We start from the raw sequence: 17,935 nt of genomic DNA, 5'->3' as shown, positions 1-17,935 counted from the left end.
CGCGTGGAGGATGACCTCGTCGCCCCCTACTGGCACCTGGACCGTCCCGACCCGGCCTCGCGGCGCACGTTGCGCCGCCTGCCCGCGCTGACCGCGCCCGTACTGCGCCTCATCTGGCACAGCGGGCGCCGCCCGGCGCTGGTCATCCTCGCCCTGCAGCTCGCCGCGGGCGCCGCGACGGCCAGCGGGCTGCTGGCCACCGCCTCGGTGCTCGACGACCTGCTGGCCGAGGGGGCCGCGCCGGAACGGCTGGCCGCCGCCGTGCCCGGCCTGGCGCTCGTCGCCGCGATCGTGGCGCTGCGCGCGGCGGCCGAGGCCGCGGTCGAACTGGCCAGGGCGCGGCTGGAGCCCGCGCTGCGGCGGGCCGCGGAGGAACGGCTGTTCGCCGCCGCGCTCGGCGTGCAGCTCGCCGACTTCGACGACGTCGACTTCTACGACGGCCTGCACCGGGCCCGCGACCGCGGCCTGTTCCACCTGGACCGCGCCGTGGCCAACACCATCGACCTGCTCGGCGCGGCCTGCGGGGTGACCGCGGCCGCCGCCGGGCTGGCCGTCCTGCATCCGCTGCTCGTGCCGCTGCTCGTGCTCAGCGTGATCCCCGAGGGATGGGCGGTGCTCAGGGCGGCCCGGCACGGGTACGGCGGCATGCGCGAGATGGTCACGCTCAACAGGCGGGTCGACATGCTGGCCGACCTGGCCACCGAACGCGAACCGGCGGCCGAGGTACGGGCCTGCCAGGCGCAGCCGTACGTGCTGGATGAGTACCGGCAGGTGGCGAACCTCCTGCAGAAGACCGAGACCCGGGTGGGCCTGTCCATGGCCCGGGTCAGGGCGGCCGGGCGCGCGGCGGGCGGGCTGGCCATGGCGGGGGTGCTGGCCGTACTCGGGCTGATGCTGCACTCCGGGTGGATCGCGCTGGCCGCGGCCGGGACGGCCGTGATAGCGGTCCGGGTGGCCGCGACCGCGCTCAAGCAGCTCGCCCAGGCCGCCAACCAGCTGTTCGAGCAGTTCATGTACGTGGCCGACTACCACGACTTCCTCGCCGACGCCCACGCCCGCCGCGCCCCTTCCGGCGGTACGGCGGCGCCCCGCTCACCGGAACGCCTCACACTGCACGGCGTCGGCTTCACCTACCCGGGCAGCGCCCACCCGGCGTTGCACGACATCGACCTCACCATCCACGCGGGCCAGACGATCGCCCTGGTCGGCGAGAACGGCTCCGGCAAGACCACGCTGGCCAGGCTCCTGGCCGGCCTCTACCGTCCCGGCACCGGAGCCCTGCGCTGGGACGGCCTCGACACCGCCGCCCTGGACCCCGCCTCGCTCGCCGACCGGGTCGTCCTGGTGCCGCAGCACCCGCTGCGCTGGCCGCACGACGCCAGGACCAACGTCCGCATGGGCCGTCACGACCGCCCCGATCCGCATGACCACGCCCTGCGCGAGGCCGCCGCGCTGGCCGCCGCCGACGACGTGGTCGCCGAGCTGCCGGACGGCTGGCGGACGTTGCTGTCGAAGCAGTTCAGGGGTGGTCACGAGCTGTCGGCGGGGCAGTGGCAGCGCCTGGCGGTGGCCCGCGGCCTGTTCCGCGACGGCCCTCTGCTCATCTGGGACGAGCCGACCGCGCCGCTGGACGCCAAGGCCGAGTACGCCGTGTACGAGACGCTGCGCAAGATCGCGGGGGAGCGGACCGTGGTGCTCATCACCCACCGCCTGACCAGCGTGCGGCACGCCGACCGGATCGTCCTGCTGCACCGGGGCCGCGTGGCCGAGCAGGGCACCCACGACGAACTCCTCGCCCTGAACGGCCGCTACGCCGAGCTGTACGCCCTGCAGACCGGCAGGGCGGCCCGCCGGTGAAGCTGATCCACCCCGGCGAGCCCGGCTACCAGGCCAGACGCAAGGCGTTCCTCGGCACGCTCACCGAGCGGCTGCCCGCCCTCATCGCCTGCTGCGCGACCGAAACCGACGTCGTGGCCGCCCTGGACCTGGCGCGCTCACGCGGGATGCCGTTCGCGCTGCGCGGCGGCGGCCACAGCTTCGCCGACCACTCCTCCACCACCGGCCTGCTCATCGACCTGTCCGCCATGAAGACCATCGCGACCGGCGCGGGGGAGGTGAAGGTCGGTGCGGGTGTACGCGTCGGCGAGCTCGCCGGGGCCCTCGCCGCGCGCGGCCGGCTGGTCCCGTGCGGCTGGTGCCAGGACGTGGGCGTGGTCGGCGCGGTGCTCGGCGGCGGCTACGGCGTGCTCAGCCGCCTGTACGGCCTGGGCGCCGACCACCTGCTCGCCGCCCGCGTGGTCCTGGCCGGCGGACGGGTCACCGACGCGCCGGAGGACCTGCTGTGGGCGCTGCGCGGCGCGGGCGGCGGCAACTTCGCCGTCGTCACCGAGGTCACGCTGCGCACCCGCCCCATCGTGCCGATCACCGCCGTCCAGGCCGTCTGCCCGTACGCCAGGGCCGCCGACCTCGTCGAGGCCTGGCAGCACCACCTGCCGGAGGCGCCCGATGAGGTGAACTTGGAGATCGCGGTCATCTGCGGCGACGAACCGGAGGAGGAGCCCTACGCCGTGCTCTTCGGCGCCGTCGCCGGGACGAGGGAACAGGCCCGCAAGGTCCTCGCCGACCTCCCGCCCCTGGACCGGGTCACCCTCACCCCCCTGGACGGCCCGGCCGCCGCCCGCCACCACGCCTACGCCGACGGCGGCGCGGGCGCCGTCACCGACCTGCCGCCGGGCGAGCGCCCCGGCCTGCGCCTGAACAAGTCCGGCTTCCTCCCCGGCACGCTGCCTCGCGCCGCCATCGACGACCTGCTGGAACGGCTGGCCGCCGGCCGCGTCTACGGCGAGATCCGCGACCTGGAGTTCGTCCCCTGGGGCGGCGCCATCGCCCGCGCGAGCGGCGGCGCCTTCGCCCACCGCACCCCGCGCTTCCTGCTGAAACAGTCCGTCCAGGTGGGCTTCCGCGCCACCGATGCGCGCAGGCACGACGCCCACGCCTGGTTGTGCGCGTCCTGGGCGCGGCTGTCACCCTGGACGCGTGGCGTCTACCCCAACTACCCCGACGCCGACCTGCCCGGCTGGCCCGCCGCCTACCACGGCGCGAGCCTGGAACGCCTGAGAGAGGTGAAGGCCGCCTACGACCCCGGCGGATTGTTCGCATTCGCGCAGTCACTGTGATCGGCCGGTGCCGCGCGGTGGGAGACTTGCCCGCATGACCGGTCCGCAGGTTTCCTTCGACGACGTCCTCGCGGCGCAGGAACTGCTCGCCGCGGTGACCGTGCGCACCCCCGTGCTGCCCTCGCGGGTGCTGTCCGACCTGGCCGCGGGCCCCGTCCACCTCAAGTGCGAGAACCTGCAGCGATCGGGCTCGTTCAAGGCGCGCGGGGCCTACGTCCGCATCGCGAGGCTCACCGAGCGGGAACGCGCCCGCGGCGTCGTCGCGGCCAGCGCCGGAAACCACGCCCAGGGCGTCGCCCTCGCCGCCGGGCTCGTCGGCGCCAAGTCCACCGTGTACATGCCGGAGGGCGCCGCGCTGCCCAAGGTCGAGGCCACGCTCGGCTACGGCGCCGAGGTACGGCTGGGCGGCCGCTCCGTCGAAGAGGCGCTGGCCAGAGCGCACGAGCACGCGGCCGAGACCGGCGCCGTCGTCATCCACCCCTTCGACCACCCCGACGTCATCGCCGGTCAGGGCACGATCGGCATCGAGATCCTCGACCAGCTCCCCGACACCGCCACCATCGTCGTCCCGATCGGCGGCGGCGGGCTGGCCGCCGGGCTCGCGCTGGCCGCCAAGTCGCTGCGGCCCGGCATCACGGTGGTCGGCGTGCAGGCCGAGCGGGCCGCCGCCTACCCGCCGTCGCTGGCCGCGGGGCGGCCGGTGCTGCTGGAGCCGTACCCGACGATCGCCGACGGGATCGCCGTCGGCCGGCCCGGCGACCTGCCGTTCGAGCTGATCCACTACCTGGTGGACAAGGTCGTCACCGTGACCGAGGAGGAGATCTCCAAGGCGCTGGTGTTGTGCCTGGAGCGGGCCAAGCAGGTCGTCGAACCGGCCGGGGCGGTCGGCGTGGCGGCGCTGATGGCCCATCCCCGGGCGTTCGAGCCGCCGGTGGTGGTGCTGCTGTCCGGCGGCAACATCGACCCGATGCTGCTGGCCCGCGTGCTGCGGCGCGGCCTGGCGGCGGCCGGCCGCTACCTGGCGGTGCGGGTGCGGCTGCGCGACCGGCCGGGCGCCCTGGCCGCCCTGCTGACCGATCTGGCGGCGCTGCGGGTGAACGTGCTGGACATCGTGCACGAACGTGTGGGCTCGGGTCTCGACGTGGACGAGGTCGAGGTGCAGCTGCAGCTGGAGACCCGCGGCCCCGACCACGCCGAGGACGCGCTGGCGGCGCTGCGCAGGGACGGCCACCGGCTGGTCCTCGGCTGAGGCTAGGCGCAGGTCTTCGCGGCCGGGGCGCAGTGGGCGACCTCGGGGTGGCGGGGCGAGGGCCGTTCCAGAAGGGGCTGGGGTTCGGCGCGCAGGTGCAGGTCGAGGAAGGCACGCACGTAGGTGCGGGTGAGCTCGGCGGAGCGGGCCGCCGTCAGCGTGCCCGGCGGTCGCACGCCGAGCGCGCCCGCCAGGATCGGCAGGTCGGTGAACGACTGGTGGTCGCCGCCCGGCAGCACGAGCCAGCGTTTCCAGCCGGTCAGCAGCTTCCAGTCACGGTCCCAGGAGATGTCGCGGCCGCCCGGCTTGTGGCCCGCCGAGCCCAGGAACAGCATCGGCCGGGCCAGCCCGCCCTTGGGGATGCGGGCGTAGGTGGTGCCGTCCATGTCGATCCCGGCGCGTACCCGGGAGTCCTTCACCATGGCCGCCACGGCCCCGGCCCCGCCCATCGACTGGCCGGCCATCGCGATCTTCGACGGGTCGATCAGCGAGGAGCCCTTCCACGCCGGGCCCTTCCCGGTCAGCCGGTCGAGCACGAAGGAGACGTCGGCCGCCCGGATCCCGGTCACCTTCGTCCCGAACCCGAAATCACTGTCGGCGTCGCAGGCCACGCAGTCGGCGACCCGCCCGCCGGGAAAGGTCGTCGCGTAGTTCTCGTAGGTGTGGTCGACGCCCGCCACCACGTACCCGTGACTGGCCAGGTCCTCGGCCAGAGCCGTGAGCGTGCTCCTGGGCATCGTGAACCCGGGGGAGAGCACCACCAGCGGCAGGCTCCCGTCCCGCCCGGCCGGCGCCGCGTCCGCGAAGGCGTGGGTGCGCGTCCTGCTCAGCACGTCGTACAGCGAGCCGGTCACCCGCTTTCCCTTCAGGATCAGCTCAGACTCCTTCGCGCTCATGTACGGCACCGGCCGCCCGGAACGTTCCCGGGCCGGATACCACACGGTGACCATGAGCTCCCTGGCCTTCCGTTCGGGAACCCACGGATCGGGCCGCGAATCGTCGGTCAGGTGCAGCATCGTGGCTCCCACCGGATGTTTGCCCGTGGGCGCGGGCAGCGCGGCGGGCCCGCTCGCCTTCGCCGGAGCGGCCCCGGCCGACCGGGGCGCTGCCGGGGCCGAGCAGGCCGAGACGGCCAGCACCACGAGCCCGGCGGCGAGCCCACCTCGCAGCAGCGGCTTCAGGCTCATGACGCACGTCCTCCCGGCAGCAGGGTCAGGGCTTTGGCCAGGGCGGCATCGCGCCCCGCCGCGACATCCTCCGGAGTCGCCGGCACGTAGTGGTCGGGCGCCACGCCCACCCGGTCGATCACCTCGCGGTTGGGCGCCCGATGGTGCTTCGACGGGAAGGACAACATCGTGTTGTTGCTCAGCAGGTACGGCTGCGCCGGCCCCGACACCGCGCCCGCGGTCCGCGTCCCGACCAGCTTGCCGAGCCCGTGGTCCTTGACCGCGGCGCTGAAGTGCTCGCACGCCGAGGCGCAGGCGCGGTCGGTGAGCACCACGAACGGCAGGCCGAGCAGCGCGACGCCGTCGTCGGTGCGCATGGTGTCGCAGGCTCCGTCGGCGGCGCACTGGTAGGCGGTGACCTTGCCGTGCGCGAACGCGCCCAGCAGCCGGTTCACCTCGTCGGGGCTGCCGCCGCCGTTGCCGCGCAGGTCCAGGACCAGACCGGCGAGCCCGCGGGCGGTGTTCAGCCGGGAGATCGCCTTGAGCACCCGGTCGGCGGAGTCGGGGCCGAAGCCGCGCAGCCGTACGTGGGCGATGTCGCCGCCGAGGCGTCCGGCGGTGACCGCCCGCATGGCGGCCGGGTCGGGCCGGAACAGGCCGGGCTTCAGCGTCACCTCCCGGCGGCGGCCGGTGTCCTGGCGCAGCACCCGCAGCCGGACCGGGCCGGCCTGCGGATAGCGCGGGTACAGGGCGGTGATCGCGGCGGGGGTGACGGCATTTCCGGCGAAGGGGGCGGAGCCGTTCACCGACTCGATGATGTCGCCGGGCCGCAGCCCGGCGCGCTTGGCCGCGCCGCCCAGCACGGACGTGACGAACAGCGGGGGCAGGGCGGTGCCGGGGTTGCCGCCCGTCTGGGAGCCGAGGTTCGCCCTGAACCCCAGGCCGTACTGCTCGTCGTCGTAGGCGCTGGGCGCGCGCTTGACGCCGTGTACCCAGCGGGCGTGGTTGTCGTCCAGGGCGGCGACGATGGCCTCCAGGGTGGCGGCGGCCAGCCGCTCGCGCAGCTTCGCGTCCTGCGGCAGCAGATCGGTGAGGCGCCGGTAGAGCTTCTCGAACGCCGCCCAGTCGGCCGCCCGGTCGCCGCTCATCGCCGGCATGGTGGCCTCGGCCAGGTCGTGCCCGCTGCGGTTGAGTTCCTGGGTGAAGGCGACGAATCCGGCGTTCAGCAGCGTGCGGGGGTCCAGCATGGGTCCGCCGTAGTAGGCGGACAGGATGCAGAGGTAGGCCTGCTCGATGACGTCGACGGTGGTGGGCGTCTCGGCGGCGGGCGGTGTGCCGCGCGGCGGCTCGGCGCACGCGGGCGATCCGGTGGCGCTCGCCTTGCCGGGCAGGGCGCGCGGCGGCGTCTGGCCCGCGCAGGCCGCCGTCAGCAGCAGGACGAGCCCGGCGGCCACGGTCTTCGCGCTCATGACAGGCGCCTCCTGATCCACCAGAAGCAGAAGCCCGTCAGGCCCAGCGTGAGCAGGGCGTAGGCGCCGGTCTCGATGGCCTGGAAGGTCCAGAACCGGGCGAAGGGGTGGTAGGTGGCCTGCTGCCGGTAGCCCAGCCGGTTGACCTCGGCCAGGCAGCCGTCCATCCCGCCTTCTCCCGGCGCCGCCATCGAGGGCGGCGCGCACGGCCCCGAGGTCACGGAGACCGGAATGACGGCGCCCGCGTCGTCGCTGATCATCGGGCGGCCGGCGGGGTCGACGAGCCGGCTGGACAGGACCCAGGCGCCGGTGTGGCCGGGGATGGCATTGTCCAGGGCGACCCGGGGACTCGTTCCGTCGCGGGGCAGGCCGAAGACGTCCACGTTCTCCTGGCTGAGCTGGAAGGCCGAGGTGACCGGCGGCTGCAGATGGGGCCTGGCCAGCAGTGGCACGACGACCTGGAGTACGGCGAAGACGGCCAGGGTGACGGCCATCGCGGTCAGGGTGCGGCGCACGAGCATCCCGACGGTCACGCCGAGGACGAAGGCGAAAGCGGCGTACCCCATGGGGACGATGCCGCGCGCGCCGAACACCAGCGGGTCCATCAGCGCGAACCCCGGCGCGGCGGACTTGTCCAGCGGGCCGGACCACCACGTCACCGCGAGGCTGCCCAGACCGGCGGCGGCCACGGCGGCGAGGCCGATGACGGTGAGCTTGACGGCCAGCCAACGGGCGCGGGTGATGCTCTGGTTCCACACCAGCAGGTGTGTGCCGGCCTCCAGTTCGCGGGTGATCAGCGGCGCGCCCCAGAACAGGCCGGCCAGGGCCGGCAGGCCGACGCCGACCGCGGTGACCAGGACGAAGGGGGTCTGGTACTCCTGGAAGAACCGGTCGAAGAAGCGGGCGCAGCCGCCGCGTTCGGCGGTGCAGGCGGTGATGCCGGCGGAGTACTCCGCGGCCAGTCCGGGGCCGGTCACGGCCAGGACGGCGGCCAGGACGAGCAGGGCCCCGGCCATCATCGCGGCCGCGCCGCGGAACTGCCGCCAGGTCAGCCAGATCATCGCCGGACCTCCAGTGCCGCGCGCCGGGGCTCGGCGGGCTTCTCCATGTAGGCCAGGACGAGGTCCTCCAGGCTGAGCCGGCTGACCGTCCAGGCGGGGTCGTGGATCGGGGACTCGGTGCGCACGATGAAGGTGCTCTGCCGGTCGGTGTGGCTCGCGCTGACGATCTCCTGGTCGGCGGGCAGCCGGCCGGGGTCGCGGCGGGGGCCGGTGAGCCGGTGGTGGGTGGCCAGGAGCCGGTCGGCCTCGCCCGCCACCCTCACCCGCGAGTCGACCAGCACGATCAGGTAGTCACACGTGCGTTCCAGGTCGGCGACCAGGTGGGAGGAGAGCAGAACGCTGAGCTCGTGCTCGACGACCGCCTCCATCAGGCCCTGGAGAAACTCGCGGCGGGCCAGCGGGTCGAGCGAGGCGACGGGCTCGTCCAGGATCAGCAGCTGGGGCCGCTTGGCCAGGCCCAGCGTGAGGGCGAGCTGGGCGCGCTGGCCGCCCGACAGCCGGCCCGCCTTGTGCGCGGGGTCCAGGCCGAGCGCGGCGATCCGGTCGCGGGCCAGCGCGGCGTCCCAGCCGGGGTTGAGCCGGGCGCCCAGCCGGAGATGGTCGGCGACGCTCAGCCCCGCGTACGCGGGGGTGTCCTGGGCGACGAATCCCACCTTGGCCAGCTGGGCCGGACCGGCCGCGGGCAGGCCCCCGAGGACCGTGATGCTGCCCGACGTCGGTGCAAGCTGGCCCGCGGCCATCTTCAGCAGCGTCGTCTTGCCGGCGCCGTTGGGGCCCACGAGCCCGACGACGTGGCCGGCCGGGATGTCGATGGTGCAGTCTCTGAGGGCCCATCGCCGGCCGTACCTCCTGCCCAGCTCGTGGGCCTGCAGGACAGCGGTCATGCTATGTCCTCCTGAGCGGCGGTCCGAAAGGTGTTCATGAACAGGGCCTCGATGCTCTCGTCGTCGAGACCGGCCAGGCGGGCCTTGGCCAGCCAGATCCGCAGCTCCCTGCGCAGCGGCGCGTGGGCGGCCAGCGAGGCGTCGGTCAGCGTCCTGGTGACGAAGGTGCCGACGCCGGGCCGGGCCGCCACCAGGCCCTCGTGTTCGAGCTCCCGGTAGGCCTTGAGCACCGTGTTGGGGTTGATCGCCAGGTTCGCGACCACGTCCTTGACGGTGGGGAGCTGGTCGCCCTCGCGTAGCAGGCCCAGCCGGAGCGCCTGCCGTACCTGCTGGACGAGCTGCAGGTACGGCGAGACGCCCGAGCGGCCGTCCAGATGGAACTCGATCACCGGTTCTCCCATTTATCTAGTCTCCTAGCACTTTAGGGTAATGGATGTGAAGGCGGCGTAAAGTAGTGCTCGTATAGGATTTGCGATAATCTCGGGGCCGTGTCACACGTGGTGATCGTCACGGGCGGCGGGAGCGGCATCGGCGCGGCCGTGGCCAAAGCGGCGGACGCCGGCACGCGGGTCGTGATCTGCGGGCGGCGCAGGTCGGCCCTGGACCGGGTCGCGGCGGAGACCGGCGCGCTGCCGATCGTCGCCGACGTCACCTCCGAGCAGGATGTCGGCGCGCTCGTCGCCGAGGTGGTCGCGACCTTCGGGCGGCTGGACGGCGTGGTGGCCAACGCCGGGGTGATGCGCTCGGGCACCGTGCTCACGCTGACGCCCGAGGACTGGGAGACCAGCCTGCGCACGAACCTCACCTCCGGCTACCTGCTGGCGCGGGCGGCGCTCCCGCACCTCATCGCCAGTTCGGGGGCGTTCGTCGCGGTGAGCTCCATCGCGGCGCTGCGGGCGCCCGCGGGCGCTTCGGCCTACGCCGCCTCCAAGGCCGGGCTCACGATGCTCACCCAGACGATCGCCGCCGACTTCGGCCCCCGGGGCGTGCGGGCGAACGTGGTCTGCCCCGGCTGGGTGCGCACCGAGATGGCCGACGAGGAGATGCGCGAGTTCGGGCGGCCGCTGGGGCTCGACCGCGAGGAGGCCTACGCCGAGATCACCAGGCTGGTGCCGCAGCGCCGTCCCGCCGCTCCGGAGGAGGCGGCCGCCGCCGTGGTGTGGCTGCTGAGCGGCGCGGCCTCCTACGTCAACGGGGCGGTGCTGACCGTCGACGGCGGCACCACCCTGCTCGACCCGGGCACGCTGGCCTTCGACTTCACCATTCGCCCGCGTGGCGGCTGAGCCGGTACTCGTGGGGCGCCAGCCCGTACCCCGCCTTGAACACGCGGCTGAAGTGCGCGGCGTCCGTGAACCCCCAGCGCGCGCCGATGGCGCGCACCGCCACCTCGCGTGAGCCGGGGTCGAGCAGGTCGCGGCGGCAGCGCTCCAGGCGCAGGCCGCGGATGTACCTCGACACCGTGACGCCCTCGGCGCGGAACAGCTTGTGCAGGTAGCCGGGGGAGATGTGGCAGGCCGCGGCGATCGCCTCGGGCCCGAGCCCGGGGTCGCCGAGGCGGGCCGCGATGACCGACTCGGCCCGCTCCCGCAGCAGGGGCGCCGGAGCGGTGGCGTGTTCGCCCACGCAGGACGCGTACAGCGTGGCGACGAGGTCGACGACGTTGCCGGCCAGCCGGGCCGCGGGCGCGCCGCCGATCTCGTCCAGGTGGCCGGCCAGGTTCACCAGCAGCGGGCAGACCACGCCGCCCAGCCCCCGCCCGCCCGCGATCCGCCGCGCGGTGACCTCGCGCATCGCCCGCTGCGGCAGCCGCAACTCGCCGTGCGGGAACATCACCACGATCACCCTGCACGTCCCGTCGAAGACGACCTGGTACGGCCGGCTCGTGTCGTAGATCGTGAGGTCGCCGGGCAGCAGGGGAGTGTCACGGCCGTCCTGCCGGATCCGCACCCGGCCGCTGACCGGCAGGCTCAGCTTGTAGAAGCCGGGGCCGGCCGAGCTCCTGACGTGCCGGTCGGTGCGTTCGGCGCGGTGCGGGCCGGCGCTCACCTCGGTGACGAGGATGGGGCCGATCCTGCGACCGGTGATCTCGCCGGAGCAGCCCCGCCGGAACTCGAAGTCGAGCGGGACGAAGGAGCGCGCGACCGTGTGCCGCCAGAGCTCTTCGCGATCCCGCGCCGGGACGTCGCTCGTCCGGAGCCTCATAGTCCGGAGTCTCATATAGGAAACCGTACATGAACAGGCAACGAATGGATGCTCCCGGACAAGGCACGATCGGCGCCCCGCGTTCATGCTCAGGTCATGACGATCACCTTGGAGGGCTCCTCCCCACCCCGGCTGCGCACACCGGGCCGGTTGTTCATCGGCGGCACGTGGCGCCCGGCGGCCGACGGCCGCGAGTTCGCCACCCTGGACCCGGCGACCGGTACCGAACTGGGCACGGTCGCCGCCGCCGGTGCGGCCGACGTCGGTGACGCCGTGGCCGCGGCCCGGACGGCGCTGGACGACCCCGCCTGGGCGCGCATGTCGCCGTCCGCGCGCGGCCGCCTGCTGTGGCACCTGGCCGACCTGATCGACGCCCACGCCGATGAACTGGCCCGCCTGGAGAGCCACGACCAGGGCCAGCCGCTCGGCGTCGCGCGGGAGGTCTCCGTCCGGGGCACCGCCGAGCACTTCCGCTACTTCGCCGGCTGGACCACCAAGATCGAGGGCGCGACGATCCCGGTGTCGCTGCCCGACGTCCTGCATTACACCCGCCGCGAACCGGTGGGCGTCTGCGCGCTCATCACGCCCTGGAACTTCCCGCTCATGATCCTCGCCTGGAAGCTCGCGCCGGCGCTCGCCTGCGGCAACACCGTGGTGATCAAGCCGGCCGAGCAGACGCCGCTGACCGCGCTCAAACTGATGGAACTGTGCGAGCGGGCCGGATTCCCCGCCGGAGCCGTCAACCTCCTGACCGGCGGCCCCGACACCGGCGCGGCCCTGGCCGCCCACCCCGGCGTGGACAAGGTGTCGTTCACCGGCTCCACCGAGACCGGCCGCAGCATCCTGCGGGCCTCGGCGGGCAACCTGGCCCGCGTCACCCTCGAACTCGGCGGCAAGACCCCGGTGATCGTCGCGGCCGACGCCGACATGGAACGCGCCGTGACCGGGTGCGTCCAGGGCGCCATGTTCAACAGCGGCCAGGTGTGCGCGGCGTACTCACGCTTCTACGTCGACGCCCGCCGGGCCGCCGAGTTCACGGAACGAGCCGCCGACCTGGCCGGGCGGGTCGCCCTCGGTCCCCTGATCAGTGCGGAACACCTGGACCAGGTCGACCGCCGCGTACGCGAGGGCGTGGCGGCGGGCGCCTCCCTGCTGACCGGCGGCGCCCGGGTGGACGGTCCCGGCTACTTCTACCGGCCCACCGTCTTCGCCGGGGTCGGCGACGACATGAGCATCGCCAGGGAGGAGATCTTCGGCCCGGTGATGTCGGTCCTCACCTACGACGACCCGGCCGAACTCGCCGGGCGCGCCAATGACAGTTCCTACGGCCTGGCCGCCTCCATCTGGACCGGCGACCTGACCACGGCCCACCGGCTGGCGGCCGACATCCGGGCGGGAACCGTCTTCGTCAACATGCTCCACACCCCCGATCCGGCGGCGCCGTGGGGCGGCTTCAAGAGCAGCGGTTTCGGCCGGGAGATGGGGGCGCACGCGCTGGAGGTCTACACGGAGGTGAAGGGCGTCTACATCAATCTCGCGCCCCGCTGAGCGGATTGACTTCGAGTGAGGCGGCTGTAAAGCTCACTGTGAGAGAGCGCTCTCACGCCGAGTCCGCCACCCCCCGAAGAAGGACCTGCCGTGAGACTCACCCTGTTAGCCGGCGGGGCGCTCCTCGCCGCCCTCGTGATCGTCCCGACGTCCCCCGCGCATGCCGTACCGACGCCGCCGCCCGATTCCTCCGCCGACCAAGCCCTACAGCGCGACCTGGGCCTTACCCCCGCGCAGGCCCGGGTCCGGCAGGCGCACGAGGCCGCCGCGGCCGTGGTGGAGCGCCAGGTGCGCGGCCGTCTCGGCGACCGGTTCGCCGGCGCCTGGTTCGACGCCGCTCAAGGACGGCTCGCCGTCGCCGTCCTGACCCCCCGCGACGCCGGCCTGGTCCGTACGGCGGGCGCCCTGCCCGTTCAGGTCTCCAGAAGCGAGCAGGACCTCGCCGCCACCAAGGCCAGGCTCGACCAGGCCGGACCCGGCGAGAACGTCCACTCCTGGCACGTCGACCCGGCGCGCAACACCGTCGTGGTGTCGGCCGCCGACATCTCCTCGGCCGAACGATTCGTGCGGAAGGCCGGAGTACCCGCCCGGGACGTGCGGATCACCGTCTCGCAGCGGCCGCGCACCCTCTACGACCTCCGCGGCGGCGACCAGTACGTCATCAACGGCAACACCCTCTGCTCGGTCGGCTTCTCGGTCAGCAACGGCGGCTTCGTCACCGCCGGTCACTGCGGCGGCGCGGGCAGCCCCACCCTCGGCTACAACAACGTCAGCCAGGGCACCGTCGCGGGTTCGTCCTTCCCCGGCAACGACTACGGCTGGGTACGCACCAACGGAGACTGGACGCCCCGCCCGTGGGTCAACAACTACGGCGGCGGCAGCGCCGTGGTGGCCGGATCGCGGGAGGCCGTGGTCGGCGCCTCGATCTGCCGCTCCGGCCGTACCACGGGCTGGCGTTGCGGCGTCGTCCAGGCCAAGAACGTCACCGTCGACTACGGCGGCGGCGCCCTCGTCAACCAGCTCACCCAGACCTCCGCGTGCGCGCAGGGCGGCGACTCGGGCGGCGCCTTCATCAGCGGCGACCAGGCGCAGGGCGTCACCTCGGGCGCGTCGGGCGACTGCGCCGGCGGCGGCAACACCTTCTTCCAGCCGGTCAACGAGATCCTCGGCGCGTACGGCCTGAGCCTCACCACGACCGGCGGAGGAGGCGGCACGAGCCGCATCGTCGGCTGGCAGAACAAGTGCATCGACGTCCCCTACGGCAACGGGGCAGACGGGCAGGCCCTGTGGCTCTGGGACTGCAACACCAGCCCCGCGCAGAGGTGGACGTTCCCGGGCGACGGCACCATCCGTGCCTTCGGGCTGTGCATGGACGTGGCCTGGGGTTCCAGGGACAACGGCGCCGTCATCCAGCTCGCCCACTGCAGCGGCAACCCGGCGCAGCAGTTCGTGCTGAGCGGCGCGGGCGACCTGGTCAACCCGCAGTCCAACAAGTGCGTGGACGTCAAGGACTGGGGCGGCACCGGGGCGGCGCTGATCCAGTACGAGTGCCACGGCGGCGCGAACCAGAAGTGGTGGCGCGGCTGACCTGTTACCTCTTCCCGCCCGCTCCCGTCATACAGGCGACAACTCGTCGACCGACCATGGAGTGAGAGCAGGATGCTGACCACCATCATGTACGTGACGGTCTACGTCACCGACCAGGACCGCGCGCTGACGTTCTACACCGAAGGGCTCGGACTGGAGAAACACGTCGACTATCCGGGCCCTGACGGACGTTTCCTCACCGTGGGCGTTCCCGGAAACCCCGTCAAGATCATTCTTTGGAAGCACGCGCCCGCCTCGGGGCAACCGGCCGAGCCGGGCGACACGCCCGGCCCGCTCATCCTCGAGTCGGACGACCTGAGGAAGGACTTCGAGGTGTTCCGCCGGCGAGGCGTGACCTTCGACGCGCCCGAGCCCGTCGACTACCCTTTCGGCGTTCGCATCGAGGCGGTGGACCCGGACGGCAACCGGATCTCCCTCCGCCAGCAGCACCGCTGATCCGGGGAAAGGTGCAGAGGTGGCTGACTCCAGCCTGGTGGCCGACGTGTTCGAAGCCCAGCGTGACCGGCTGCGCGCGCTCGCCTATCGGGTCCTCGGATCGCACGCCGACGCCGAGGACGCGGTTCAGGAGGCCTGGCTACGGCTCGCCCGCCAGGACCCGGCCGCCATCGGCAACCTGGCCGGCTGGCTCACCACGGTGGTCGGCCGGATCAGCCTCGACGTCCTGCGCGCCCGCCAGACCCGCCCCGAGGCGGCCTACGACGACCGGCTGCCCGACCTCGTCGTGGCGGCCGACGACGGCCCCGCGCCGGAGGAGGACGTGGCGCTCGCCGACTCGGTCGGACTGGCGCTGCTCGTCGTCCTGGACTCGCTCAAGCCGGGGGAGCGGCTGGCGTTCGTGCTGCACGACCTGTTCGCGGTGCCGTTCGAGGAGATCGGCCAGATCCTCGGCAAGTCCGCCGACGCCACCAAGATGCTCGCCAGCCGCGCCCGCAGGAAGGTGCGGGAGACCGAGCAGCCGCCCGAAGCCAGGCAGGAGCATCGGGAGGTGGTCCGGGCCTTCCTGGCGGCGACCCGGCACGGCGACTTCGAGGGGTTGCTGCGCGTGCTCGACCCCGAGGTGAAGCTGACCGTCGGCACCGCCGATGGCGTGGTCGTCGTCCTCGGCGCCACCAAGGTCGCCGCCGGAGCGCGGCTGTCGGCCACCACGGCGGCGCGGGGACGTGACGTGCTCGTGAACGGCCGGCCTGGCATCGTCTCGTGGCGGGAGGACGGCGCGCCGCTCTCGCTCATCGCGTTCACCGTCGCCGAGGGCCGGATCGCGGCCATCACGATCGTGACCGACCCGGCCAGGCTCGCGTCCCTGGACCTGCCTGGTCCCCGCGAAGGCGCTGGGTACCCCTGAAAGGGCCGGCCCGAGCCTAGATCCCTGACCGGGCGAAAGCGCCCAGTGCGTCGGCCAGCAGCCCGTCCAAGGCCCTCTGGGACGTCTGCAGTTTGCCGATCGTCTCGGCGATTCTGGTGCGTTCGCGGCGGAGCTGGTTCACCATGCCGGGGCACGGCGTGGGTACGGCCCTGCCGCCGTCGTCGTGCACGCACCGCAGCAACCGGCCGATCACCACGGTCGGCAGCCCGGCCTCCAGGAGCAGGCGGATGTGCCGGACCGCCACGACGTCGGATTCGGCGTAGTCGCGATAGCCGTTGGCCTGCCGTACCGGATGGAGGAGGCCTTGCTCCTCGTAGTAGCGCAGCAGCCGTCGGCTGACGCCGGATCGCTCGGACAGGTCGCTGATGCGCACGGGCTCCTCCGTTGACCTTCACATGGGTGTGACGCCTTAGTGTCCGTGCCAACACGAAGGAGGAGTCGCTTATGTCCGGAGTAGTGATTATCGGCGCAGGTCCGGGGATCGGGCAGGCGGTGGCGCGCAGGTTCGCCCGCGAGGGCCGGTCCGTGGCGCTCATCGCGCGCAGCGAGCAGACGGTACGCGCGGTCGCCGCGGCGGTGGGCGGCGAAACGGCGGTGCTGACCGCCACGGCCGACGCGGGCGACGAGAACCGCCTGCGCGCGGCCCTTGACAAGATCTTGGCCGAGCTGGGAGCGCCGGAGGTGGTGGTCTACAACGCGGCGGTGATCCGGCCCGACCGGCCGGGAGAGCTGTCGCTCGACGGCCATCTGGGCAGGTGGGCGGTGAACGTGGGCGGCGCGCTGGTGACGGCCGCGCACGTTCTGCCCGGCATGGCACGGTCCGGCGGCGGCACGTTCCTGGTCACCGGCGGCATGCCGGAGCCCAGGGCCGGGTACCTCAGCCTGTCGCTGGGCAAGGCCGGGCTCCGCACGCTCGTGGCCGCACTCGACGAGGAGTACGGCCCGGCGGGCGTGCACGCGGCGAGCGTCACGGTGGGCGGCGTGGTCGCCGCCGGGACCGCGTTCGACCCCGCGGACATCGCCGAGCACTACTGGCGCCTGCATCTCCAGCCGCGCCCGGCGTGGGAGCACGAGGTCGTCATCTGAGTCCGTCGAAGAAGCCGGACAGGTCCTCGGCGAGCTGTTCGGGCGCCTCCATGGCCGGGAAGTGGCGCCCGCGCTCGTGCTCGACCCAGTGCACCCCCTCGGCGGGCTCCAGCAGGCGGCGTACGGTCGGGTCGGCGCCGAAGACCGAGTAACCCACGGGCACGGTGGGCGGCGCGCCCCAGTCCGAGGCGTGGTGCTGCTCGTACAGGAACCGGGCGGCCGACGGGCCCGTGCTGGTGAACCAGTAGATGCTGACGTTGGTGATCAGTTGATCGAGGTCGATCGGCAGGTCGGTCCAGGCGTCGAAGCTCTCGGCGATCCACGCGAGCTGGAGCACCGGCGAGTCGGTCAGTCCGAAACCCAGCGTCAGCGGGCGCGTGTTCTGGATGGCCAGGTAGCCGGAGTCCTCCTTCCTGAACTCCTCCATGCGGCTCAGAGCCAGCTTGTCGATCTCGTCGTCCGGATTCAGCCTCTGGGAGACCCACGGCAGGAACGTCGCGGTGGCCGCGGCGGTGTACGGGTCGGTGACGAGATGGACTCCCGCCACGTGCTCGCCGTCCAGCGCGCCGAGGGCCCCGGAGATCCCCGCGCCCACGTCACCACCGTGCACGCCGTACCGGTAATGGCCGAGCGCGGCCATCAGCGACGCCCACGCCCGCGCGGTGCGGCCCATCGCCCAGCCCGGCTCACGCACCGGAGCCGAGAAGCCGAATCCGGGCAACGACGGGATGACCAGGTCGAAGCCGCGCTCCAGCAGGAGGGGAACGAGCTTCTCGAACTCGGCGAACGAACTCGGATAGCCGTGCGTGATCAGCAGCGGCAGCGCGTCGTCACGGCTGGAGCGCACGTGCGCGTAGTGGATGCGCTGCCCGTCGATCTCCGTGACGAACTGCGGTAACCGGTTCAGCCGCGCCTCGGCGGCCCGCCAGTCGTAGCCGGTGCGCCAGTACTCGGCCAGTTCCCTGACCCGCTCCTGGGCGATGCCGTGCCCCAGTCCCGGCATCGCGTCAGGCCATCGGGTACGGCCGAGCCGTTCGATCAGGTCGTCGACGGCGGCGTCCGGGATATCGAGGTGAAAGGTCTGAATGTGCGCGCTCATGACTTTCTCCGTGGTGGTCGGTGC

At 73.1% G+C, this 17,935-nt stretch carries 17 protein-coding genes; 9 read left to right on the top strand and 8 right to left on the bottom strand.

The window, feature by feature from the left end:
• Positions 1-3: 3 nt before the first annotated feature.
• Genes ACFWYW_RS37360 through ilvA form a run of 3 tightly spaced genes read left to right on the top strand, consistent with a single transcriptional unit; the run spans position 4 to position 4,425 of the window.
• The gene (locus tag ACFWYW_RS37360) at positions 4-1,857 is read left to right on the top strand and encodes an ABC transporter ATP-binding protein (RefSeq protein WP_379641186.1); all 1,854 of its coding nucleotides are present in this window, start codon (positions 4-6) and stop codon (positions 1,855-1,857) included.
• Positions 1,854-3,176 (top strand): FAD-binding oxidoreductase, encoded by a 1,323-nt coding sequence (locus tag ACFWYW_RS37355; RefSeq protein WP_379625538.1) that lies wholly within the window; start codon positions 1,854-1,856, stop codon positions 3,174-3,176. Before ACFWYW_RS37360 ends, ACFWYW_RS37355 begins: the two co-directional genes overlap by 4 nt.
• A gap of 34 nt (positions 3,177-3,210) precedes the next feature.
• On the top strand, positions 3,211-4,425 hold the full coding sequence (gene ilvA / locus ACFWYW_RS37350) for a threonine ammonia-lyase (protein WP_379625540.1): 1,215 nt from the start codon (positions 3,211-3,213) through the stop codon (positions 4,423-4,425).
• Between the two features lie 2 nt (positions 4,426-4,427).
• Here ilvA and ACFWYW_RS37345 read toward each other — a convergent pair whose 3' ends face one another.
• From ACFWYW_RS37345 to ACFWYW_RS37325, 5 genes are read right to left on the bottom strand one after another with little or no spacing between them, the layout of a single operon-like run.
• Entirely contained in the window at positions 4,428-5,612 is a 1,185-nt protein-coding gene (locus ACFWYW_RS37345) for an alpha/beta hydrolase family protein (RefSeq protein WP_379625542.1), read from the bottom strand.
• Positions 5,609-7,060, bottom strand: coding sequence for a S41 family peptidase (locus tag ACFWYW_RS37340; protein ID WP_379625544.1), 1,452 nt, complete (start codon positions 7,058-7,060; stop codon positions 5,609-5,611). Before ACFWYW_RS37340 ends, ACFWYW_RS37345 begins: the two co-directional genes overlap by 4 nt.
• Positions 7,057-8,121: an ABC transporter permease gene (locus ACFWYW_RS37335; RefSeq protein WP_379625546.1), complete on the bottom strand. Its 1,065-nt coding sequence runs from the start codon at positions 8,119-8,121 to the stop codon at positions 7,057-7,059. Before ACFWYW_RS37335 ends, ACFWYW_RS37340 begins: the two co-directional genes overlap by 4 nt.
• Positions 8,118-9,005 carry an ABC transporter ATP-binding protein gene (locus tag ACFWYW_RS37330; protein WP_379625548.1) on the bottom strand — a complete coding sequence of 296 codons (888 nt, stop codon included), beginning with the start codon at positions 9,003-9,005 and terminating at the stop codon, positions 8,118-8,120. Before ACFWYW_RS37330 ends, ACFWYW_RS37335 begins: the two co-directional genes overlap by 4 nt.
• Entirely contained in the window at positions 9,002-9,394 is a 393-nt protein-coding gene (locus ACFWYW_RS37325) for a GntR family transcriptional regulator (RefSeq protein ID WP_379625550.1), read from the bottom strand. Before ACFWYW_RS37325 ends, ACFWYW_RS37330 begins: the two co-directional genes overlap by 4 nt.
• A gap of 99 nt (positions 9,395-9,493) precedes the next feature.
• On the opposite strand from ACFWYW_RS37325, the gene ACFWYW_RS37320 reads away from it, so the two are divergent.
• On the top strand, positions 9,494-10,288 hold the full coding sequence (locus ACFWYW_RS37320; RefSeq protein WP_379625552.1) for an SDR family NAD(P)-dependent oxidoreductase: 795 nt from the start codon (positions 9,494-9,496) through the stop codon (positions 10,286-10,288).
• On the opposite strand, the gene ACFWYW_RS37315 is transcribed toward ACFWYW_RS37320, so the two are convergent.
• A complete protein-coding gene (locus ACFWYW_RS37315; RefSeq protein ID WP_379625554.1) occupies positions 10,263-11,207 on the bottom strand; it encodes a helix-turn-helix domain-containing protein in 945 nt (314 codons plus the stop codon). The genes ACFWYW_RS37320 and ACFWYW_RS37315 overlap by 26 nt on opposite strands.
• Positions 11,208-11,303: 96 nt before the next feature.
• On the opposite strand from ACFWYW_RS37315, the gene ACFWYW_RS37310 reads away from it, so the two are divergent.
• The 4 genes from ACFWYW_RS37310 to ACFWYW_RS37295 all read left to right on the top strand — a co-directional run bounded on the left by ACFWYW_RS37310 (position 11,304) and on the right by ACFWYW_RS37295 (position 15,705).
• Positions 11,304-12,755 carry an aldehyde dehydrogenase family protein gene (locus tag ACFWYW_RS37310; RefSeq protein ID WP_379625556.1) on the top strand — a complete coding sequence of 484 codons (1,452 nt, stop codon included), beginning with the start codon at positions 11,304-11,306 and terminating at the stop codon, positions 12,753-12,755.
• A gap of 90 nt (positions 12,756-12,845) precedes the next feature.
• A complete protein-coding gene (locus tag ACFWYW_RS37305; protein ID WP_379625558.1) occupies positions 12,846-14,342 on the top strand; it encodes a ricin-type beta-trefoil lectin domain protein in 1,497 nt (498 codons plus the stop codon).
• A 72-nt stretch (positions 14,343-14,414) separates the two neighbouring features.
• Positions 14,415-14,798 (top strand): VOC family protein, encoded by a 384-nt coding sequence (locus ACFWYW_RS37300; protein ID WP_379625561.1) that lies wholly within the window; start codon positions 14,415-14,417, stop codon positions 14,796-14,798.
• Between the two features lie 19 nt (positions 14,799-14,817).
• Positions 14,818-15,705: a sigma-70 family RNA polymerase sigma factor gene (locus tag ACFWYW_RS37295; RefSeq protein ID WP_379625563.1), complete on the top strand. Its 888-nt coding sequence runs from the start codon at positions 14,818-14,820 to the stop codon at positions 15,703-15,705.
• A gap of 16 nt (positions 15,706-15,721) precedes the next feature.
• Here ACFWYW_RS37295 and ACFWYW_RS37290 read toward each other — a convergent pair whose 3' ends face one another.
• Positions 15,722-16,099: a MerR family transcriptional regulator gene (locus ACFWYW_RS37290; protein WP_379625565.1), complete on the bottom strand. Its 378-nt coding sequence runs from the start codon at positions 16,097-16,099 to the stop codon at positions 15,722-15,724.
• 71 nt (positions 16,100-16,170) lie between these two features.
• On the opposite strand from ACFWYW_RS37290, the gene ACFWYW_RS37285 reads away from it, so the two are divergent.
• Positions 16,171-16,812 (top strand): SDR family NAD(P)-dependent oxidoreductase, encoded by a 642-nt coding sequence (locus ACFWYW_RS37285; RefSeq protein ID WP_379625567.1) that lies wholly within the window; start codon positions 16,171-16,173, stop codon positions 16,810-16,812.
• Here ACFWYW_RS37285 and ACFWYW_RS37280 read toward each other — a convergent pair.
• A complete protein-coding gene (locus ACFWYW_RS37280; protein WP_379625569.1) occupies positions 16,805-17,911 on the bottom strand; it encodes an epoxide hydrolase family protein in 1,107 nt (368 codons plus the stop codon). The two genes, ACFWYW_RS37285 and ACFWYW_RS37280, sit on opposite strands and share 8 nt — an antisense overlap.
• Between the last annotated feature and the right edge of the window lie 24 nt (positions 17,912-17,935).

This window comes from Nonomuraea sp. NPDC059023 (assembly GCF_042740095.1).
In the GTDB taxonomy this organism is placed as follows: domain Bacteria; phylum Actinomycetota; class Actinomycetes; order Streptosporangiales; family Streptosporangiaceae; genus Nonomuraea.
Note: the sequence above shows the minus strand (reverse complement) of the source record. Positions and strands in the feature narration are given on the sequence as shown.

Coding starts and splice junctions, on each gene's coding strand:
- ilvA (WP_379625540.1), top strand. CDS start 3,211: ATGACCGGTCCGCAGGTTTCCTTCGACGACGTCCTCGCGGCGCAGGAA.
- ACFWYW_RS37345 (WP_379625542.1), bottom strand. CDS start 5,612: ATGAGCCTGAAGCCGCTGCTGCGAGGTGGGCTCGCCGCCGGGCTCGTG.
- ACFWYW_RS37340 (WP_379625544.1), bottom strand. CDS start 7,060: ATGAGCGCGAAGACCGTGGCCGCCGGGCTCGTCCTGCTGCTGACGGCG.
- ACFWYW_RS37335 (WP_379625546.1), bottom strand. CDS start 8,121: ATGATCTGGCTGACCTGGCGGCAGTTCCGCGGCGCGGCCGCGATGATG.
- ACFWYW_RS37330 (WP_379625548.1), bottom strand. CDS start 9,005: ATGACCGCTGTCCTGCAGGCCCACGAGCTGGGCAGGAGGTACGGCCGG.
- ACFWYW_RS37315 (WP_379625554.1), bottom strand. CDS start 11,207: ATGAGGCTCCGGACGAGCGACGTCCCGGCGCGGGATCGCGAAGAGCTC.
- ACFWYW_RS37310 (WP_379625556.1), top strand. CDS start 11,304: ATGACGATCACCTTGGAGGGCTCCTCCCCACCCCGGCTGCGCACACCG.
- ACFWYW_RS37300 (WP_379625561.1), top strand. CDS start 14,415: ATGCTGACCACCATCATGTACGTGACGGTCTACGTCACCGACCAGGAC.
- ACFWYW_RS37285 (WP_379625567.1), top strand. CDS start 16,171: ATGTCCGGAGTAGTGATTATCGGCGCAGGTCCGGGGATCGGGCAGGCG.
- ACFWYW_RS37280 (WP_379625569.1), bottom strand. CDS start 17,911: ATGAGCGCGCACATTCAGACCTTTCACCTCGATATCCCGGACGCCGCC.